Source organism: Paenibacillus sp. FSL R7-0198 (assembly GCF_038000415.1).
Classification (GTDB): domain Bacteria; phylum Bacillota; class Bacilli; order Paenibacillales; family Paenibacillaceae; genus Paenibacillus.
Window position 1 is genome coordinate 3,180,869 of record NZ_JBBOCB010000001.1, and the last position, 17,680, is coordinate 3,198,548.

17 protein-coding genes are annotated in these 17,680 nt (G+C 47.5%); 10 read left to right on the forward strand and 7 right to left on the reverse strand.

Features of this window, described 5'->3' with window-relative positions:
- Positions 1-71 precede the first annotated feature (71 nt).
- Complete coding sequence (locus MKY87_RS13660; RefSeq protein ID WP_340964905.1) at positions 72-2,894, reverse strand: glycoside hydrolase family 3 C-terminal domain-containing protein; 2,823 nt, start codon at positions 2,892-2,894, stop codon at positions 72-74.
- Positions 2,895-3,263: 369 nt separating this feature from the next.
- Between MKY87_RS13660 and MKY87_RS13665 the strand changes: the two genes are divergently transcribed.
- From MKY87_RS13665 to MKY87_RS13685, 5 genes are all read left to right on the forward strand, one after another.
- On the forward strand, positions 3,264-4,808 hold the full coding sequence (locus tag MKY87_RS13665; RefSeq protein ID WP_340964907.1) for an FAD-dependent oxidoreductase: 1,545 nt from the start codon (positions 3,264-3,266) through the stop codon (positions 4,806-4,808).
- A 296-nt stretch (positions 4,809-5,104) separates the two neighbouring features.
- Positions 5,105-5,434 carry a PadR family transcriptional regulator gene (locus tag MKY87_RS13670; RefSeq protein WP_339788227.1) on the forward strand — a complete coding sequence of 110 codons (330 nt, stop codon included), beginning with the start codon at positions 5,105-5,107 and terminating at the stop codon, positions 5,432-5,434.
- Positions 5,427-6,020 carry an HAAS signaling domain-containing protein gene (locus tag MKY87_RS13675; protein WP_339788224.1) on the forward strand — a complete coding sequence of 198 codons (594 nt, stop codon included), beginning with the start codon at positions 5,427-5,429 and terminating at the stop codon, positions 6,018-6,020. Before MKY87_RS13670 ends, MKY87_RS13675 begins: the two co-directional genes overlap by 8 nt.
- A complete protein-coding gene (locus MKY87_RS13680) occupies positions 6,017-6,916 on the forward strand; it encodes a DUF4097 family beta strand repeat-containing protein (protein ID WP_339788222.1) in 900 nt (299 codons plus the stop codon). The genes MKY87_RS13675 and MKY87_RS13680 overlap by 4 nt, the downstream gene beginning before the upstream one ends.
- 77 nt (positions 6,917-6,993) lie before the next feature.
- Entirely contained in the window at positions 6,994-7,713 is a 720-nt protein-coding gene (locus MKY87_RS13685; RefSeq protein ID WP_338588950.1) for a 3-ketoacyl-ACP reductase, read from the forward strand.
- Positions 7,714-7,957: 244 nt separating this feature from the next.
- Here the strand turns inward: MKY87_RS13685 and MKY87_RS13690 are convergent, their stop codons facing one another.
- Both MKY87_RS13690 and MKY87_RS13695 read right to left on the reverse strand, forming a co-directional pair.
- Positions 7,958-8,497 carry a helix-turn-helix domain-containing protein gene (locus MKY87_RS13690; RefSeq protein WP_339788218.1) on the reverse strand — a complete coding sequence of 180 codons (540 nt, stop codon included), beginning with the start codon at positions 8,495-8,497 and terminating at the stop codon, positions 7,958-7,960.
- A gap of 67 nt (positions 8,498-8,564) precedes the next feature.
- Positions 8,565-8,930, reverse strand: coding sequence for a glyoxalase superfamily protein (locus MKY87_RS13695; protein WP_340964911.1), 366 nt, complete (start codon positions 8,928-8,930; stop codon positions 8,565-8,567).
- Positions 8,931-9,158: 228 nt separating this feature from the next.
- On the opposite strand from MKY87_RS13695, the gene MKY87_RS13700 reads away from it, so the two are divergent.
- From MKY87_RS13700 to MKY87_RS13720, 5 genes are all read left to right on the forward strand, one after another.
- Entirely contained in the window at positions 9,159-9,833 is a 675-nt protein-coding gene (locus MKY87_RS13700; RefSeq protein WP_340964913.1) for an alpha/beta hydrolase, read from the forward strand.
- Positions 9,833-10,603, forward strand: a complete 771-nt coding sequence (locus MKY87_RS13705; protein ID WP_340964916.1) for a dioxygenase family protein — start codon at positions 9,833-9,835, stop codon at positions 10,601-10,603. The genes MKY87_RS13700 and MKY87_RS13705 overlap by 1 nt, the downstream gene beginning before the upstream one ends.
- A gap of 260 nt (positions 10,604-10,863) precedes the next feature.
- Entirely contained in the window at positions 10,864-11,460 is a 597-nt protein-coding gene (locus MKY87_RS13710) for an SMI1/KNR4 family protein (RefSeq protein ID WP_339788210.1), read from the forward strand.
- 193 nt (positions 11,461-11,653) lie between these two features.
- Positions 11,654-12,655 carry a cation diffusion facilitator family transporter gene (locus tag MKY87_RS13715; RefSeq protein ID WP_017691803.1) on the forward strand — a complete coding sequence of 334 codons (1,002 nt, stop codon included), beginning with the start codon at positions 11,654-11,656 and terminating at the stop codon, positions 12,653-12,655.
- A gap of 252 nt (positions 12,656-12,907) precedes the next feature.
- Positions 12,908-13,408, forward strand: coding sequence for a hypothetical protein (locus tag MKY87_RS13720; protein ID WP_017691802.1), 501 nt, complete (start codon positions 12,908-12,910; stop codon positions 13,406-13,408).
- A gap of 379 nt (positions 13,409-13,787) precedes the next feature.
- Here MKY87_RS13720 and MKY87_RS13725 read toward each other — a convergent pair whose 3' ends face one another.
- The 4 genes from MKY87_RS13725 to MKY87_RS13740 are packed head-to-tail and all read right to left on the reverse strand — an operon-like array spanning position 13,788 to position 17,574.
- On the reverse strand, positions 13,788-14,861 hold the full coding sequence (locus MKY87_RS13725) for an ABC transporter substrate-binding protein (RefSeq protein WP_074092622.1): 1,074 nt from the start codon (positions 14,859-14,861) through the stop codon (positions 13,788-13,790).
- The gene (locus MKY87_RS13730; protein WP_062836831.1) at positions 14,858-15,667 is read right to left on the reverse strand and encodes an ABC transporter permease; all 810 of its coding nucleotides are present in this window, start codon (positions 15,665-15,667) and stop codon (positions 14,858-14,860) included. The genes MKY87_RS13725 and MKY87_RS13730 overlap by 4 nt, the downstream gene beginning before the upstream one ends.
- Positions 15,642-16,475, reverse strand: coding sequence for an ABC transporter permease (locus MKY87_RS13735; RefSeq protein WP_017691799.1), 834 nt, complete (start codon positions 16,473-16,475; stop codon positions 15,642-15,644). Before MKY87_RS13735 ends, MKY87_RS13730 begins: the two co-directional genes overlap by 26 nt.
- The gene (locus MKY87_RS13740) at positions 16,465-17,574 is read right to left on the reverse strand and encodes an ABC transporter ATP-binding protein (protein WP_340964921.1); all 1,110 of its coding nucleotides are present in this window, start codon (positions 17,572-17,574) and stop codon (positions 16,465-16,467) included. Before MKY87_RS13740 ends, MKY87_RS13735 begins: the two co-directional genes overlap by 11 nt.
- Positions 17,575-17,680: the final 106 nt, after the last annotated feature.

Below are 17,680 nucleotides of genomic sequence, written 5' to 3' on the forward strand. Positions count from 1 at the left end.
GCAAAATGGTCATTAAACAATAAACAAAAGCCTCCGAATAAGTTCGGAGGCTTTTTCATGAGTTATTTGACTTAACGAATCTCGAAGTGACTGATGCGCACACCTGCAGACAACACAATGTATACATCCTGCGCACCTGATGCACCTGTGAGTTCAGCCTTCACGGTAGACCACTGCTGGGCTTCGCCTTGTGCCAGTTCCACACGTCCTGCGAGCGTACCCTCCGGTGAACCGAGTCGCACTTCCAACACAGCACCTGCTTGTTCTGCGGATACACGAGCTTCAATTGTTGCTGCCTCACTACCCAGATCAGCATCCTTAAAGGCAATCCATCCTTGCTCTCCAATTACGCGGACAGCACTTCCGCCTTCTTTGCTCTCATCGAGGTCAACACCCAGGTAAGCATCATAATTCTCAGCACGGGTAGCTACGCCCAGATTACGAGCAGGGATCGTTTCTCCTTCTATCGTCAGGTCTGCAACCAGCTGAACATCGGAGGATGACTTGGCAACCATGATGGAGTATGTTCCGTTTTCCACGACATACCGATCACGAGTTACATCCCAGATTGCCAGTTCCTGAACAGGCAAGGTGAAGCTGACTTTCACTGTAACTCCGGCTTCGATATGAAGACGACGGAATCCTTTTAACGTTTTGAGTGGACGTTTCACCCGCGATTTGCCTGCACGAACATACAACTGTACAACCTCATCGCTAGCGATTGAACCGGTATTAGTCACATCCACAGTTACCGTGATGGTGCCATCTGTACCTGCTTGTGCAGGACTCAACTCCAGATTGCTGTATTTAAACGTTGCATACGTCAGACCATGTCCAAACGGATACAGTACATTGCCTTCAAAATATTGATACGTACGACCAGATTGAATAATATCGTAATCTTTGATATCGGTCAGTTGATCTGCCGATTGTACCCATGTCATGTTCAAACGGCCTGCTGGCGCATAGTCGCCATACAATACGTCAGCTACTGCGGTACCCAGTTCCTGTCCTGCGTGTGAAGTATACAACACCGCCGGGATATTCTCCTGAACCCAGTTGGATGTGAACGGATAACTACCCACGATAACAACTACCGTGTTCGGGTTCGCGGCATAGACCGCCTCAACCAGACGTTGCTGGGATTCGGCGAGATCCAGACTTGGACGGTCAATCTCTTCTTTACCATTTACAAGCGGATTGTTACCGACAAAGACAATCGCCGTTTCCGCAGCCTTGGCAGCTGCTACCGCTTCCTCAAGTCCATTTACAATTACATCCTGCTTGAATGTCTCCGTAGCACCGAAAGACTTCAGTTCTTCGGACACTGCGAATGCATCGTTTCCACCATTAGGTGCAGTCACCGTTTTGCCATTCCAAGTCGTCAGACCTACACTTCCGTCCTGTTGTGGCAACAGGTGGAATACTTCCTTCACGAACCAGCCGTACACTTCATCTGCGGAAGCCGTTACGGTCTCTTCATCTGTGGTCAGATATTTGCCGTTGCTTTCCGCCTGCAAGGTATAACTTCCGAAGCCCCAGTCGGACACCATGAACGTCTCCGCTTCTCCCGAAGCAATGACAGGTGATTTTTCACCATCTGCCAGTCCAATCTTCTTCCCATTGGCTACAGAAGTTAACGTAATACGGTCATTACCATCCTTGAACGATACTTTATCACTGCCTACTTTGCCACGGATCGCTTCAAGTGGGGATACGTTATACGGCATGGTGCCTGCATACCAGTCACGATAGACGGTTCCGCCCAATTGACCAATCACAGCCACTTTACCAGCTTTTGTTTTGTCCAGCGGCAGTGTGCCTTTGTCGTTTTTGAGCAATACGACTTGTTCTCTTGCGGCTCTGAGCGACAGTTCTTTTGCTTTCTCTGTCATCATGGACTCTTCACCAATAGCAGCGTACGGGTTGCCTTCTTCCGGATCAAACTCGCCCAGACGGAAACGCACACGGAACGTATTGAACAACGCCTTATCGATGTCATCCATCGTGAGTGTACCTTGTTCCAATCCTTCACGTAGTGCCTGTTTGGACAGTTCGGCATCATCGGTGATGCTATCAATTCCGGCTTTAACAGACTCTACCGTACCTGGTGTGTGGGAATCATAGTATTTATGATCATTCTTGATGCCCATAACGTCGCCTGCATCACTGACAACGAAACCATCCATGCCCCATTCGCCTTTGACAATCTCGTTCACAAAAGGATGCAACAACGCTGGCGTACCATTGATGGAGTTGTACGCCGTCATCATGGACTGTGCGCCGCCTTCTTTGAACGGCTTCTCAAACGCTTTCAGATAATATTCACGCATGTTGCGCGGATCGATGCTGGACGAACCGCTTCCGCGATCCACTTCATTATTATTCGCAAGGAAATGCTTCAAGGTAGCGACTGCTTTGTAATACTTCGGATGGTCGCCCTGAATTCCTTTGACCAATGCTGTCGTCAGCTCGGCTGTCAGTTCCGGATCTTCACCATACGCCTCTTCATTCCGTCCCCAGCGCGGGTCACGCTCCATATCCACTGTAGGTGCCCACAGCGTAAGACCGTTCACTGCCGGATTACGTTTATAAAATACACGTGCCTCGTCTCCGAGTACGGAACCGATCTCCTTCATCAGATCCGCGTCCCATGTGCATGCCAATCCTACCGGTTGTGGGAAAGATGTTGCTTCGCCAAGCCATGCTAAGCCGTGTGCCGCTTCTGTTCCGTGTTTGTATGCAGGTACACCCAAGCGATCTACTGCTGGCTGATATTGCAGCATGGATTCAATTTTTTCATCTTCCGTCAAGCGGGATACAAGGTCCTTCACCCGGGTGTCTAACTCTAGTGCTGTATCTTGAAACGGATATTTCGTTTGGTTGGTCGTCATATGGAATCTCCTTTGGTTATCGGTAGTTAATTAAAATGATAGCGAATACATATCTTATGAAAAAACGGGGATTAATTCGGATAAAATCTTACTTCCGATGGATAGATTATTCCTTTTATAATCAACGTTTACAGGTGTAAAACTTGATCTCATTTTCAAAACCTAAAACGGTTTCGGTAATCCTATCATATAGCATGTTTAACAAAAAAAACAGAGGTTCTGCGCAGGAAATTGTGAACATCCCCTCGGCAAAATCTGAACAACACCGTTTTTTCCTGGCATAGTCTGGCAATCATGAATAAGAGTACAACGATGTGCGCTGAACGACAACCGCATCAACCGAATGAAGATGATTGAGGAGGAAGACAAATGAGCGACAATCAGCAGCCCAAAACGGGTCTGCCCCCGGTCCCCGAATCACTGTGGCGTGCTACGCATGAATTCGACGCCTATCCTAAACTGACTGAAGATATCACCGCGGATGTAGCAATTATTGGTGCCGGTATTGCAGGCATTACTACCGCTTATCTGCTGGCACAGACGGGTATGCGTGTGGTCGTGTTGGAGGCTGGAAAAGTATTGGATGGCACGACCGGTCATACCACCGCCAAGGTATCTGCACAACACGGCGTCATATTTGATGAAATTATGCATCACTTCGGACAAGAGCAGGCTCGGATGTACTATGAAGGTAATGCCGATGCCGCCAAGTGGATGCGCAATCTGGTGAAGGAAAAACAGATTGATTGCCAGTGGGCAGAGGAAGATGCCTACGTCTACATTCAATCCGAGGAAAACATCAAAAAACTGGAGATCGAGCTGACCGCCTACGGCACACTCAATATCCCTGGTGAGTGGGTAGATCCACTCCCTATTCCAGTTCCCTCAAGGGCAGGTATTCGCATGCCGGGTCAGGCACGCTTTGATCCACTGGCCTACCTGCACTACATGCTCGATTCCGCTGTGAAACAAGGGGTACGTATCTATGAGCACACCACCGTAACCGATGTAGAGGAAGATGCTTCACTACATGTCAGAACTTATGGAGATGGTCCATCCGTAACAGCGGAACATATTGTCGTGGCTTCTCATTTTCCCGTCTATGATCCCGGATTTTATTTCACACGATTACACGCCGAGCGATCGTACGCCGTATTAGTCGAACCGGAAAAACCGTATGCTGGTGGCATGTATATCTCGGACGATACACCGTACCGTTCCTTGCGTACCGTCTTGCATGACGGTAAGGAACTTATCCTCTTCGGCGGCGAAAATCACAAAACCGGACAAGGCATCTGCACCTTCGGTCATTATGAACGCCTGGAGCAATTCGCAGCGGAGACATTTGGTATCCGCAACATTCCTTTTCGCTGGTCAGCTCAGGATCTGATCTCCATTGACAAGGTGCCTTACATTGGACCGATTACCGGAAGACATGAACGTGTCTATGTGGCGACCGGGTTTGCCAAATGGGGAATGACAACGGGCACGATGGCAGGACACATTCTTGCGGATCGTATCAGTGGACGTGACAATCCTCATGCCGCTATATTCGATCCAGCAAGATTCAAGGCCGATCCTGGCATGAAACATTTTATTGTGGAAAATGTGAATGTAGCCAAGGAATTAATCTCCGGTAAAGTAGGCATTGTGCACAAAAACGTTAGTGATATTGGCGAAGACGAAGGAGCTGTCGTTCGTCATAACGGCAAACGTGCTGGCGCCTATAAGGACACCAGTGGCAAGCTGTTTCTGGTGGATACCACCTGCACCCATCTCGGGTGCGAAGTCGAATGGAACGAGGGCGAGCGTTCGTGGGATTGCCCATGCCATGGTTCACGATTCGATTATGCAGGCCATGTCATTGAGGGCCCTGCTGTGGAAGACCTTAAAGTTCTGGATGCACAAGAATAACCCACATCTAGCGATTAACCTGTAAACCAAAGAAACAAAAGTTCATCTCACAGACCGGATCGGAATCCGCCTCCAGACGGAAGTAACCGATCCGGTTTTTGCGTATGCTGAATTATAGCTAAACAGACAGCTTCAGCTAAGCGTCAGTATTAAACGAACTTCTTATCGATAAATCGTGATACGGAACTATTTTAAAGTCACTACCTTGCATTGAATAGTACTGAATGCTATGATGACTTCACTACTACTGAACAATATACACTAGCGATAAATGAAGCTACTAAGGAGGAACCTGTGTGAATGTGAACATCCAGTTCAAAAAAGGAGTATTGGAGCTGTGCGTCCTGGTATTAATTAACCGCCAGGATCGGTATGGCTACGAACTGGCTCAGGCGGTCTCCAAACATATCGAAGTTGCTGAAGGTGCACTGTATCCCTTGCTTCGCCGGCTTGTGAATGACGGTTACTGCACCACCTACCTGCAAGAATCAACTGAAGGACCGCCGCGCAAGTATTACCGACTGTCCGAGACAGGTCGCGTATACATGTCGGCACTGACGACAGAGTGGAATGATTTTGTACGCAATGTCGCAAATCTGATTGAGGAAGGAACTCATAATGAATAGACAACAATTTATGCAGGCCATGGAAATTCATCTACGGCCGATGGAACCGCAGGAACGGGCAGAATTGCTCGCAGATTATGATCAACATTTCGAGCTTGGACTACGAGAAGGCAGAATGGAAGAAGAGATCGCTCGGGAGCTGGGACAGCCGGAAGAGATCGCCAAGGAAGCACTTGGTGATCGTTATGACATTCATACACCGGGTTCAGATGCGTTTTATGCACCGACGTATCGCGAAATGCGGTCAGCCAAAAACAGCACCAGAGCCACTCGCAACTTTTTCACAGCCATCGGCCTGTTATTCCTGAATCTGATTCTTGGCATTCCTCTTGGTCTCATGATGTGGTCGGTATGGCTTGTTATTGCCAGCCTGTCCTTGCTGGTATTGGCTCCTGTGGCAGCGGTTGTGGACTTTCTATTCCTTAGCCAACTCGATAAAGCAGAGATCTTCGTTGCGATTGGCGCTTTCGGTGTCGGCATTTTGTTTGCCATCGCATCGAAGTATGTCTTTAGAACCTTCAAAATCGTCACTCTTCAATATATTAGATGGAATAAAAACACGATGAAAGGAGATGTTTCCGCATGAGCACCAAAAAATGGCTTGCGCTTGCCGTGATATGTATCGGAATAGGTTTACTTGGGACATCCATCTATGGCGTACAGTTCGGGGATGAACGGGAGCATTATTCCAAACGATGGGATTTCAAAGCGGATGAATTGCAGAACATTATTATGAATGCTAATTTCAGTGCAGATATTGAATTTGTTGTAAGCCCGGATTCGAATGGTTATATCGAAGTGGATGGTAAATGGGACCCTGCCGTAGTCAGAAGCTTCGAACAAGCCACCTTATCCAACGACACATTCCAACTGTCACAGACAGAGCGTGAACGATTGCAATTTTTCACCCTGTACTGGAATGATCAAGATTCCACAATAACGATTGCTCTGCCTGAAGGACATCAGTTAAATGAGGTTAAGCTGGACTCCTCTTCAAGTGACTGGGATCTAACGGATCTGAGTGCCAATAAGCTTGAGCTGAATAACACCTCCGGTTCCATACGTCTGGCAAACATCAAGGTACCCAATATTGAGTTGGCTCTGACTTCGGGGGACATTACCGCTTCCATGATTAATGGAGACATGACCGTGAAACAGACATCTGGAAGCTTCACTGCTGATCAGGTAGTTGGTCAAGTAAACAGTAAGATTAAATCAGGAGATATTGAAATCACTGAATTAAACGGCGCAGCCGATGTTCAATTCACTTCGGGTAGCATTCATATTGAGCAGTCCCATTCGGCCCCAATTAATGCGTCTGGAACATCAGGAGATATTTTCATTCAAGCTGCAACTGATTTTGACGGGATCTACGATGCTAAGGCTACTTCGGGAAGTGTGGGTGTACCTGAATCCCCAATGGTAAGCCGGGAAGTGATTAAAGCCCGCACCTCTTCTGGCAGCATCGAGATTACCAAATAGTGATGAAGCAAATTTCCGAACTGTGGGTAATATAGTATAATCAAATGCCAGTCCAATTCTAAGGAGGAATTATCCACATGGAACTTAAAAATAAAACAGCTGTCATCACAGGTGCCGGAAAAGGTATCGGTCGTGCCATCGCTGAAGCACTTGCCAAAGAAGGTGTGCACCTCGGCCTTATTGCACGTACCGCTTCCGATCTTCAGGCTCTGCAACAGTCACTTAGTCAAGAATACGGTGTGAAAGTAACCAGTGCTGCGGCAGATATCTCGGATCGCACACAGGCGGAAGCCGCTGTAGCAGCCATTGAGATGGAACTCGGCGCAGTGGATATCCTGATCAACAATGCAGGTATTGCAAGCTTTGGCACATTGCTGGATATGGACCCGGAAGAGTGGGAACGCATCCTGCATGTTAACGTTATGGGTACATATTACGTCACACGTGCTGTCCTCCCAAGCATGATCAAGGAAAGTAGCGGCAGCATTATCAATATTGCTTCCACTGCAGGTGAGCGCGGATTCGCTACAGGTTCGGCATACTGTGCATCCAAGTTTGCGCTACTCGGCATGACCGAATCTCTGATGCAGGAAGTGCGCAAATCCAACATTCGTGTAACGGCACTGACACCAAGCACAGTGAATACGGAGCTTGCGACCAATGCCGGACTGAAAATTGGCGACGAAGATCGCATGATGCAAGCGGAAGATGTAGCTGAACTTGCACTCGCAACGCTCAAGCTGTCCGACCGTGTCTTCGTTAAAGCAGCAGGCATCTGGACGACGAATCCGCAATAGACAGTGTGCTTCTGATTTTTCTAACGAATCTCTGCGACGTTATTTCGCCAGAAGTCTGTGGAATGTAGCCAAATTACACGCACAAGAGTGAAATAAAGCGTCTGAGATTCGTTACATCTCGAGATCTACTTAGAATCATCTAATAGGGTTCGCTCAGTTCGTTAGAAATATAAAAGGACGTTTCCCATTGTACATGTATGCATGTTCGCATGTTCATGTACTGGGGCGACGTCCTTTTTTTATTCTACAAATGATCCAAACCCAATTCTTTGGACACTGCGATGAGCACCACCGCATGTTCCTCACCGATGTTGGTCACTTCATGGGGCACAACTGCATTCCAGGTAAACGAATCACCCGCTTCTAAAACTTCCACATCTTCGCATTGCTCCGCACGAATCTTGCCCTGCAACACCAGATGACTTTCCTCCCCGGCATGTTTGCTAACCCCGGTCGATGCACCTGGAGGCAATTCTACAATGGACATACGCATCGCACCTTTGGCGGTAAGCTGCTGCACTTTAATCTGTCCACTTCCGGCTGTCGTTTCCTTACGCTCGTTCTTGCGTACCACGTTCATCCGTTGCTCCGGTGTCAGCAACAAATAGGGAAGTGGAACTTCCAGATAATCCGCAATACTTTCAAGTGTAGCAATGGAAGGTGACGTTTTGTTATTTTCCACGTTGCTGATAAAACCTTTGGACAACCCCGTTCCCTCGCACATCTGCATGATCGTAATCTGTTTCTGTTTGCGGATCGTACGAATAGCCAAGCCAATATCCATATTGCGTCCCTCCCCTTCTATTCATCTATATAAGACACCAGACGTAAGCTTAGCTACTACAGGTTATCTATTCGGCGCTTGCCTCAACAAATATAATCCGATTACCAAACGGATCTGTCACGGTCATTTCTCTTGATTGCCAAGGGGTCTCCTCTATACCGGGTCTCGCATGTTTGTACTCTTTCTGACGAAGTGCACCATGAAATGTATCCAAGTTATCTGTTTCCACGCGCAAGGCAGCTCCAGGTGTACAATCTCCATGATGTTCGGAGAGATGAATCACGATGGAATCGAGCGAAACCTGCATATATAAGGGCATTTCTTGCTCAAATCGATGTTCCCAATCCAATTGGAAACCCAGGTATTCAAGGTAAAACTCTCTAGCTTTATTTTCATCAAATATTCTCAAAATAGGCACGATACTCTTTAACATCCTGATCACGTCCTCGGGAATAAGATATGAACCACGCACAGCGTCACTTCTTTTAAAACTATTCAGGGTTTCTTATAAACAACATATATTCATCATACAAAAAAAGTATTGACCCTACAATGAAACCATGATAAATTTTGTTCATAAATAAGAATATTTATTTCATATTGGTGAACTTTATTGTCGAAACGATATATGTAACTCAATCCTCATCAGGTGGTGTTTTCAATGAATTCTCCTTATATACATGAAGTACGTTTACCGTCCCATTACAATGCAGATCAACGTTACCCTGTGATTTTCGCCTTACATGGCATGGGATCAGATGAACAGGATATGCTTCGTTTAATGGAGCCCCTGCAGTCTGATTTTATTATTGTCGCCATCCGTGGGCCGATCGTTCAGGGTAGTGGTTATGCTTATTTTCAGATCAAAAGTATAGGCAACCCCATCCGTGAATTGTATGATGCCTCCGTGCTGGGACTGCAACAGTTGATTGTTGATCTGTCCGCCAAATATAAGATTGATCCCACGCGGCGTTATATCGCCGGATTCAGCCAGGGCGCCATTATGGCCATGACTTTATCGCTGATCATGGGAGATGCTATTAAAGGCATAGTCGCCATGAGTGGGTACATCCCGCAATTTGTGAAAGACGAGTACAAACTGCAACCTGATTCGGAGCTGTCTGTGTTCATTTCGCATGGAGATCAGGATCATCTATTCCCGCTGCAACTGGGCGAAGATAACGCCGAGTTCTTCCGTCAACATACCAATCACGTCACATACGTTCCTTACAACGGTGGGCATCAGGTGACCCCCGATCTATATCAACAATTCCAACAATGGCTTCGGACAGATGCAAATCTGACTTCCGGAGACCCGAAAGGACTGAATTCATAATGATGCCATCCCTGTTTATTGCTCACGGTGCCCCATCACTGGCACTGGAGGAGAATGCGTACACCGAATTTTTGCAGAAACTTGGACAGGAACTGCCAAAACCCAAAGCAATTGTATTGTTCTCTGCTCACTGGGAATCCACAACTCAGCTTGTATCCTCGGTAGCCAATTACGAAACCATCTATGATTTCGGCGGTTTCCAACCCGAGTTGTATCAGATCAAGTACCCGGCTCAAGGGGATTCAGAGACCACAACCGAGGTGGAGCGCCTATTCGCAGAAGCCGGGATTCCGGTACAAACGGATGATGTTCGTGGCCTGGATCACGGGGCTTGGGTTGTTCTGCGCCTGCTCTACCCGGATGCCGATATTCCCGTAATTGCCTTGTCCGTGAATCGCTATCTGACAGGTGAGCAGCAATATCAGGTCGGACAGGCGCTCGCTTCCTTGCGTGAGCAAGACATCCTCGTCATTGGTAGCGGCGGGACCGTTCACAATCTGCGTCGATTGAACTGGGAAAGTAACGGCGTTGACTCGTGGGCATCAGAGTTCGACAACTGGCTGCATGACAAGCTGGTGAGTTGGGATACGGCGTCTCTCTTCTCCTATGATAAACTGGCACCCTCAGCACAAGCCGCCGTGCCTACGCCGGAGCATTTTGTACCGCTGTTACTCGCCATGGGTGCGGGAGATCAGAACAAGCGAGCCTCACTCCTGTTCAAAGCCTATCAGTATGGCAACCTGAGCTTGTCCTGTTGGAAATTTGATTAAAGCGGACTATATAAAAGGTTAGTTTCATTTTATATAGTAGATAAATAATTAGCGTGAGCTACAGGGGGGTCCCCTGTTGCTCACGCTTTATTTGTTGTTACCGCCTTTGAATTAATGAGACCATTGTAGTATGTAAAGCAAGGACTCCGGTTTCTTGTGTGCTTTTCCGGATTATAACTATAATATGAGGTGAAATTAGGATCAGTTTGCTCGCATATCACTCACCATATTATCTGAATAGCTCATACGGAGGGAATTGCATGCCAGAACAGCGTATATATGAATTGATGGATGAACTGGATATGTTGCTGGAGGAGAAGGTACAGGATGAGGAAAACCGGGAGCTCTTGGAGGCTTATCGCGAGTTTGAAGGCGTGACGGATGAGCAGCTCGACGCATTCGAGCGTGAACATGGTATTCGATTGCCTGCTGATTTTCGTGCGTTTTATAAACGTAAAAATGGGAGCGGTTATGCCTTTCACGTCTTGTATCCAAGCCTTGCGGATGGACAGGAATCCGAACCATTTTATCTGTTATCCCTGGAAAAGATTCAAAAGGAGCAGTCCACGCTGGTGGAGAACCGCATGGATGATTATTTTACCGAAGAAGAGATCCGTGAGCTTGATCCCCGAATCAAACCTTACCTTTTTCAAAAGAAATGGATCACGTTTGGCATGCTTGGAGGTGGCTCACTGTATCTGATGTTCGATTTTGATCCGACAGAGCAAGGAATGGTTGGGCAAATTATTATGTACGTACATGACCCGGATTTTGTATATTATGTCGCTGGGACGTTTACGGAACTGTTGGAACAGTCTAACCGGAATTTACGTGCCTTGGAGGCCATTGAGTACTGAGAAAGTATAACGTATCCAAACTGGCATCAGCCTACTCCCTATGGATCACATGATCAGCATGATGATATGACCTTTTTTGCATAATGCTGGGATATGTCAAAGCGGTTATAATAACATTTAGTGGAAATGCACATGCTATAAGATAAAATGCCTTTTCTACACCTAATACATTGATCTGGGAGGAACACACGAAGTGGCTGAACAACCGAAGTCTGAGAGCTTTATGTCTCTCGTCAAAAAAGGAAACACATCCTCCGCCGTAGCGATGGCAGGTAATGCTGTTCTTGCGGTGTGCAAAGGGGGAGCCTTCCTATTCAGTGGCAGTGGTGCCATGTTCGCTTCGGCGATGCATTCACTTGCTGATGCCATTAACCAAGGGTTTGTCTTTGTCGGAAGTGTGTTGTCCGAGAAAAAACCTACACGCCGCTTCCCGACCGGATTCGGACGGGTCATCAACATTTTCTGTATGATCGCCGTTATTGTCGTGACGATTATGGCCTATGAGACCATTCATGAGGGGATTCACCTGCTCCAGCATCCTGTTGGTCATACCGGCGGTCTCTGGATTAACATCGGAGTGCTTGTTCTGAACATTGTCATTGACGGGGCCATCCTGATCAAAGCCATGAAGGAAATTCTAAAAGAAGCACGCGCACCCAAAGCCGCCGGATTGGCCTTGGTCCCTGCTGCCATCAAAAATGTAGGCCGTGCTGCGCCACCAACCCGTCTCGTATTCTACGAAGATGTTGTAGCAGTACTCGGTGCGACACTCGCCTTGATCTCCGTTGTAGTCATTGCATTAACCAATTTTGCATTGCTCGATGGCATTGTGACAACGATTATTGGATGTCTGATGATCGCTGTAGCCTTCCGTGTCGGTTACGATAATATGATCGGATTGATTGGTGTAGCGGCTCCACAGGATATTGAGGACAAAGTGTCCCAAACCATTCTGGCAGACACACATGTTGCTGACATTCAGATGATGCGTATTATTCAGGAAGGCCGTTATTATCATGTGGAAGGTCTGATTGAACTGACCAAAGGACTCAGCCTGGCTGATGCGGATGACATCAAGTTCCGTATTCAGGAGAAACTGATGACGAACCCCGATATCGCCGACGCTGCCATCTCCATTATTGAGGATGACGGTGTGAACAGCTGGGGCAAGAAACATTCAGATGTGGTGAAATAACAAGCTTCGTTTTGGATAAAAAGAATGACAGAACCCACTCTTCAACAGAGTGGGTTTTTAGTATGTTCAACTACACACTCATCTACAAAGAGGTAGTTGCCCAAATACTTACCTAGACTTTGGTCTAGGTTCACTTTAACTCCAAAGACGGAGGATAGACTTTTCCAGTTCATGGTATGCTGTGAATAACGAAAGTATTGCTCTACATACAACCGTTCGGAAATTGATCTTGTATTAAGAAGGAGAGATATTATGGCTAAACGTACGATCCTTGCGCCTGTTCTCATTTTGCTGGGCGTGTACCTGATTCTGAACCAGGGAGGTTCACTCGGTCCGGGTACGATCTTTGCGACCTTCTGGCCCACGTTATTCGTGATTCCACTAGGACTGTTCTTCCACTGGCTCTACTTCTCCATGATTGGCAGAGGGGTTGGACTTCTGGTTCCTGGTGGATTGCTGCTCACGGTTGGTATCGTCTGTCAGATCGCTATGCTGTTTAACAACTGGGGTACGATGTGGCCGGGCTTCATTCTGGCTGTAGCTGTTGGTTTGTTCGAATTGTACTGGTTTGGTGGTCGGAACAAATGGTTGCTGATCCCCATCAACATTCTGACGGTTATCTCCCTGCTGTTCTTTGCCGTGATGTCGATTGGTACGATGCTGAGCAGTTTAAGCTTTATCCAACCGTTCGTGGCGATTGTGCTGATTATGGGTGGGGCATGGATCATGGTAGGTCGCAAAAAGCGCATGTAGTGGCAATTATATAAGATGAATAGGATGCGGGGTCACACTGAGCCACTCCGCGTGCAGAATAATCTTTCGATCGCTGTTATCCCCGGATTTTTTTGATTCCCTTTTACAATGGGAAAATCCGGTGATAAAGGCGAACGCTCCGCTTCTATAGCTTATTTCTGCCCGCTCCGTTAACGTTTGATCTTTAATGTTCATCTTATATGGCACTTCAAGCGCTATTGCTCTGAAGTAGGTAATAAAAAAGGGATGCTGCTCGTCATTCAATTGAAATGACGAGCAGCATCCCTTTTTGTTTTTTTTCAGAATCTAACGAACTGTTCACACGCTATTGACTCTACTTAATAAGCCACGGTGAATCGTTATCAGATGCTATTACCTCTTATTTACTGTGCATTTTAAACTCCAGGAACAGGTCGTTATAATGCGAGAGCATTTTTTTACCCAGATTATCGTACACTTCAAGCTTGCCTGTCAGTGTCTCGTCTGGATAGAAACGTTCATCCTCCGAGATGTCCTCTGGCAGCAGCTTAAGGGCCTCAGCGTTTGGTGTGGAATATCCCACATACTCGGCATTGCGAGCCGCATGGTCTGGGTCCAGCATGAAGTTGATAAACTGGTGTGCCCCTTCAATATTACTCGCCGTCTTTGGAATAACCATGTTATCGAACCAAAGGTTCGAGCCTTCTTCCGGCACCATGTAATCCAGCTTGTCGTTCTCATCCATAATCTCGGATGCATCCCCGGACCACACGAGCCCAACGGCTGCTTCCTCATTGGCGAGTAACATTTTGATCTCGTCACCCACAATTGCTCTGACGTTTGGTGTCAATGTAGACAGCTTCTTCAGCGCTTCTTGCAAGTGGTCTTCGTTGGTATCGTTCAGGGAATACCCGAGACTGTTTAATCCCATACCAATGACTTCGCGTGCACCGTCAAGGAGCAGGATTTGATTTTTCAAACGCGGGTCCCACAGGTCGTTCCAGCTATCAAACGTCAATCCATCCACCAGCTCAGGATTGTACACAACCCCCACCGTTCCCCAGAAATAAGGGATGGAGTACTTGTTACCTTCATCAAAGGACAAGTCCATAAACCGTGGATCAATGTTGTCCAGATGGGTTAATTTGCTATGATCAAGTGGAACGAGCAGGTCTTCTTCTTTCATTTTGCTAATCGCATATTCAGAAGGAATCGCCACATCAAACGTAGTACCGCCCTGCTCAATCTTGGTCAGCATCGCTTCATTCGAATCAAACGTCTGATAGATGACCTTAATGCCTGTCTCGTCCTCAAATTCCTTGAGCAGATCCGGGTCGATATAATCTCCCCAGTTATAGATGGTCAGCGTGTTGCCGCCAGAATACCCCTGACTCTTGTTCAGATACGAAGCCAGGATCATCAGGGCAAAGGCGGCCACGAATACAAGCGCAAATGTCCGTACCAGTTGCTTCATGGACGCAGCCCCTTTCCTCCGGGTGGAATCCGTGTTGCACGGCGGTTAATGAAGTAATATCCGACTACCAGCAGCACCGTGAGCAGGAATAACAGGGTAGACAAAGCATTGATGGACAACGAAACGCCCTGCCTTGCTCTCGAGTATATCTCTACAGAGAGTGTAGAGTAACCATTACCCGTGACAAAGAATGTTACCGCGAAGTCGTCCAGCGAGTACGTCAAGGCCATGAAGAATCCGGCAAAAATACCCGGTTTCACGTATGGCAGCACCACACGCGTCAGAATCTGCCATGAACCAGCGCCCAGATCGCGCGCCGCATCCATCAGTGTTGGACTCATCTCTTGCAGCTTTGGCAGCACCATGATCACGACAATTGGCACGCTGAATGCAATATGAGACAGCAGAACCGAAGTGAAGCCCAGTTTGATACCAATCATGGTGAACAGAATCAGGAATGACGCACCAATGATGACATCCGGACTAACGATCAGCACGTTATTGAGTGACAGCAACGTGTTTTTGGTCCGTTTGCGACGCACATGGTAGATCGCCAGTGCTCCTGCTACACCGAGAATCGTTGAGATCGCTGATGACAGGAGCGCAATGATAAATGTATTGAGCACAATGATGAGTAGCCGTGTATCGGCAAACACCTCTCTGTACCATTCAAGCGTGAATCCTTCGAAGCTGCGCATGTGACCGCCGCTGTTGAAGGAGTAGAAGATCAGATACGCAATCGGTGCGTACAATATGGCGAATACAACGGCTAGATAGACGTTAGACAGCTTTCCGTTTCTTCCCATTACGCACCTCCTTCTTACCTGATCCAGTCAGGAACATAATGATCGCCATCGCAATAATCAAAAAGACGGCAATCGTTGAACCCATCCCCCAGTCTTGGGTGACGAGAAAATGCTGTTCAATCGCTGTTCCCAGCGTAATTACACGGTTTCCCGCAATGAGGCGGGTAATCATGAACAGGGACAGCGCAGGAATAAACACAGCCTGACAGCCTGATTTCACCCCGCTAATCGTCAGTGGAAAGATAACCCGGCGGAAGGTCAGCCAAGATGAGGCTCCCAGATCCCGCGCCGCGTAGATCAACGATGGATTCATCTCTTCCAGCGCATTGAAGATCGGCAGGATCATGAATGGAATGAAGATATACACCGAGACAAAGATAAAGCTGAAATCGGTGAACAAAATCTGCTGTGTGCCAATCCCCACAACTTCAAGCAGGGAGTTGGTCAGACCGTACGTTCCAAACAGACCGATGAAGGCGTACGCTTTTAACAAAAGATTGATCCAGCTTGGCAGAATGATCAGCAGCAACCACAGCTGCTTGTGCTTCGTCCGGGTCAGCATATACGCCGTTGGATACGAGATCAGCAGCGAGAACGCCGTAATCAGAAATGCATACCAGAACGAACTGAGCGTCATCTGCAAGTACACCGGTGTAAAGAACCGGGCGTAGTTGCCAAACGTGAAGTTACCCTCCACATCGAAGAATGAATAATAGATGACCAGCAGAACCGGCGCCACAACAAACAACACCATCCATAATACATATGGAATCAGATACGCATTGCGTGTGCTGGCCTTAGTCTGCATGAGCGGCCTCTTGATAAGCTTCAAGTCGCTTGTCGAACTCTTCCTCGGTCTCGTTAAAGCGCATGACGTGTACAGCTTCCGGGTCAAAATAGAGTCCTATCCGCTCGCCGACAACGGCTTTCTTGGTAGAGTGAACAAGCCACTCATTGCCCGCATCGTCGTACGTGGATATCTCGTAATGCACCCCGCGGAATAACTGGGAGTCCACATTAACCTTCAGCTTGCCTTGGTCTTCGCTTGTAATCTCCAGATCCTCTGGACGAATGACAATCTCTACCGGCTCGTCCGGCTGGAGACCCTGGTCGACACACTCGTGCTGTGCGCCAGCGAATTCCACCACAAAGTCCTGCTTCATTTTGCCCGATACAATGTTCGATTCCCCGATAAAGTCCGCCACAAAACGGTTAATCGGCTCATCATAGATATCATTCGGTGTACCGCTCTGTTGGATCACGCCGCCATTCAGGACAAAGATCTCGTCGGACATCGCCAAGGCCTCTTCCTGATCATGTGTAACAAAGATAAACGTGATGCCCAGTCGCTGTTGCAGCTCCCGTAATTCATACTGCATTTCGGTCCGCAGCTTCAGATCGAGTGCTGAGAGCGGCTCGTCCAGCAGCAGAATTTCAGGTTCGTTCACAATTGCGCGTGCAATCGCAACCCGTTGTCGTTGTCCACCGGACATTTCACCAATTCCACGGTTCTCATAACCGGATAGATTGACGAACTTGAGGGCTTCCAACACTTTGCTGCGAATTTCAGCCGTTTTCATCTTTTTGATCCGCAAACCAAAAGCTACGTTCTCAAATACATTCAAATGTGGAAATAACGCATAATCCTGAAATACGGTATTCACCTGCCGCTGATGGGCAGGCACCCGGTTGATGAGCGCACCGTTAAAATAAATACTGCCCTGTGTCGGCTCCGCAAAACCGGCAATCAGCCGCAATATCGTTGTTTTCCCGCAGCCCGATGGGCCAAGAAGCGTATAAAATTTACCCCGCTCAATCTCAAAGCTGACTGCCTTCAATACGGCTTCATCCTGATCGTATTGCTGAGTCACCGCTTCGAAGCGGATAATCGGTTGTTGTTCTGACATGCTTCACATCGCCCCCTTATACTTGAGGTACCTCTTAATTCTGTACACTTTCGTTCATGCATCCTTATAGATAACCCATCTATTATATATGATTCAGGTATATCCG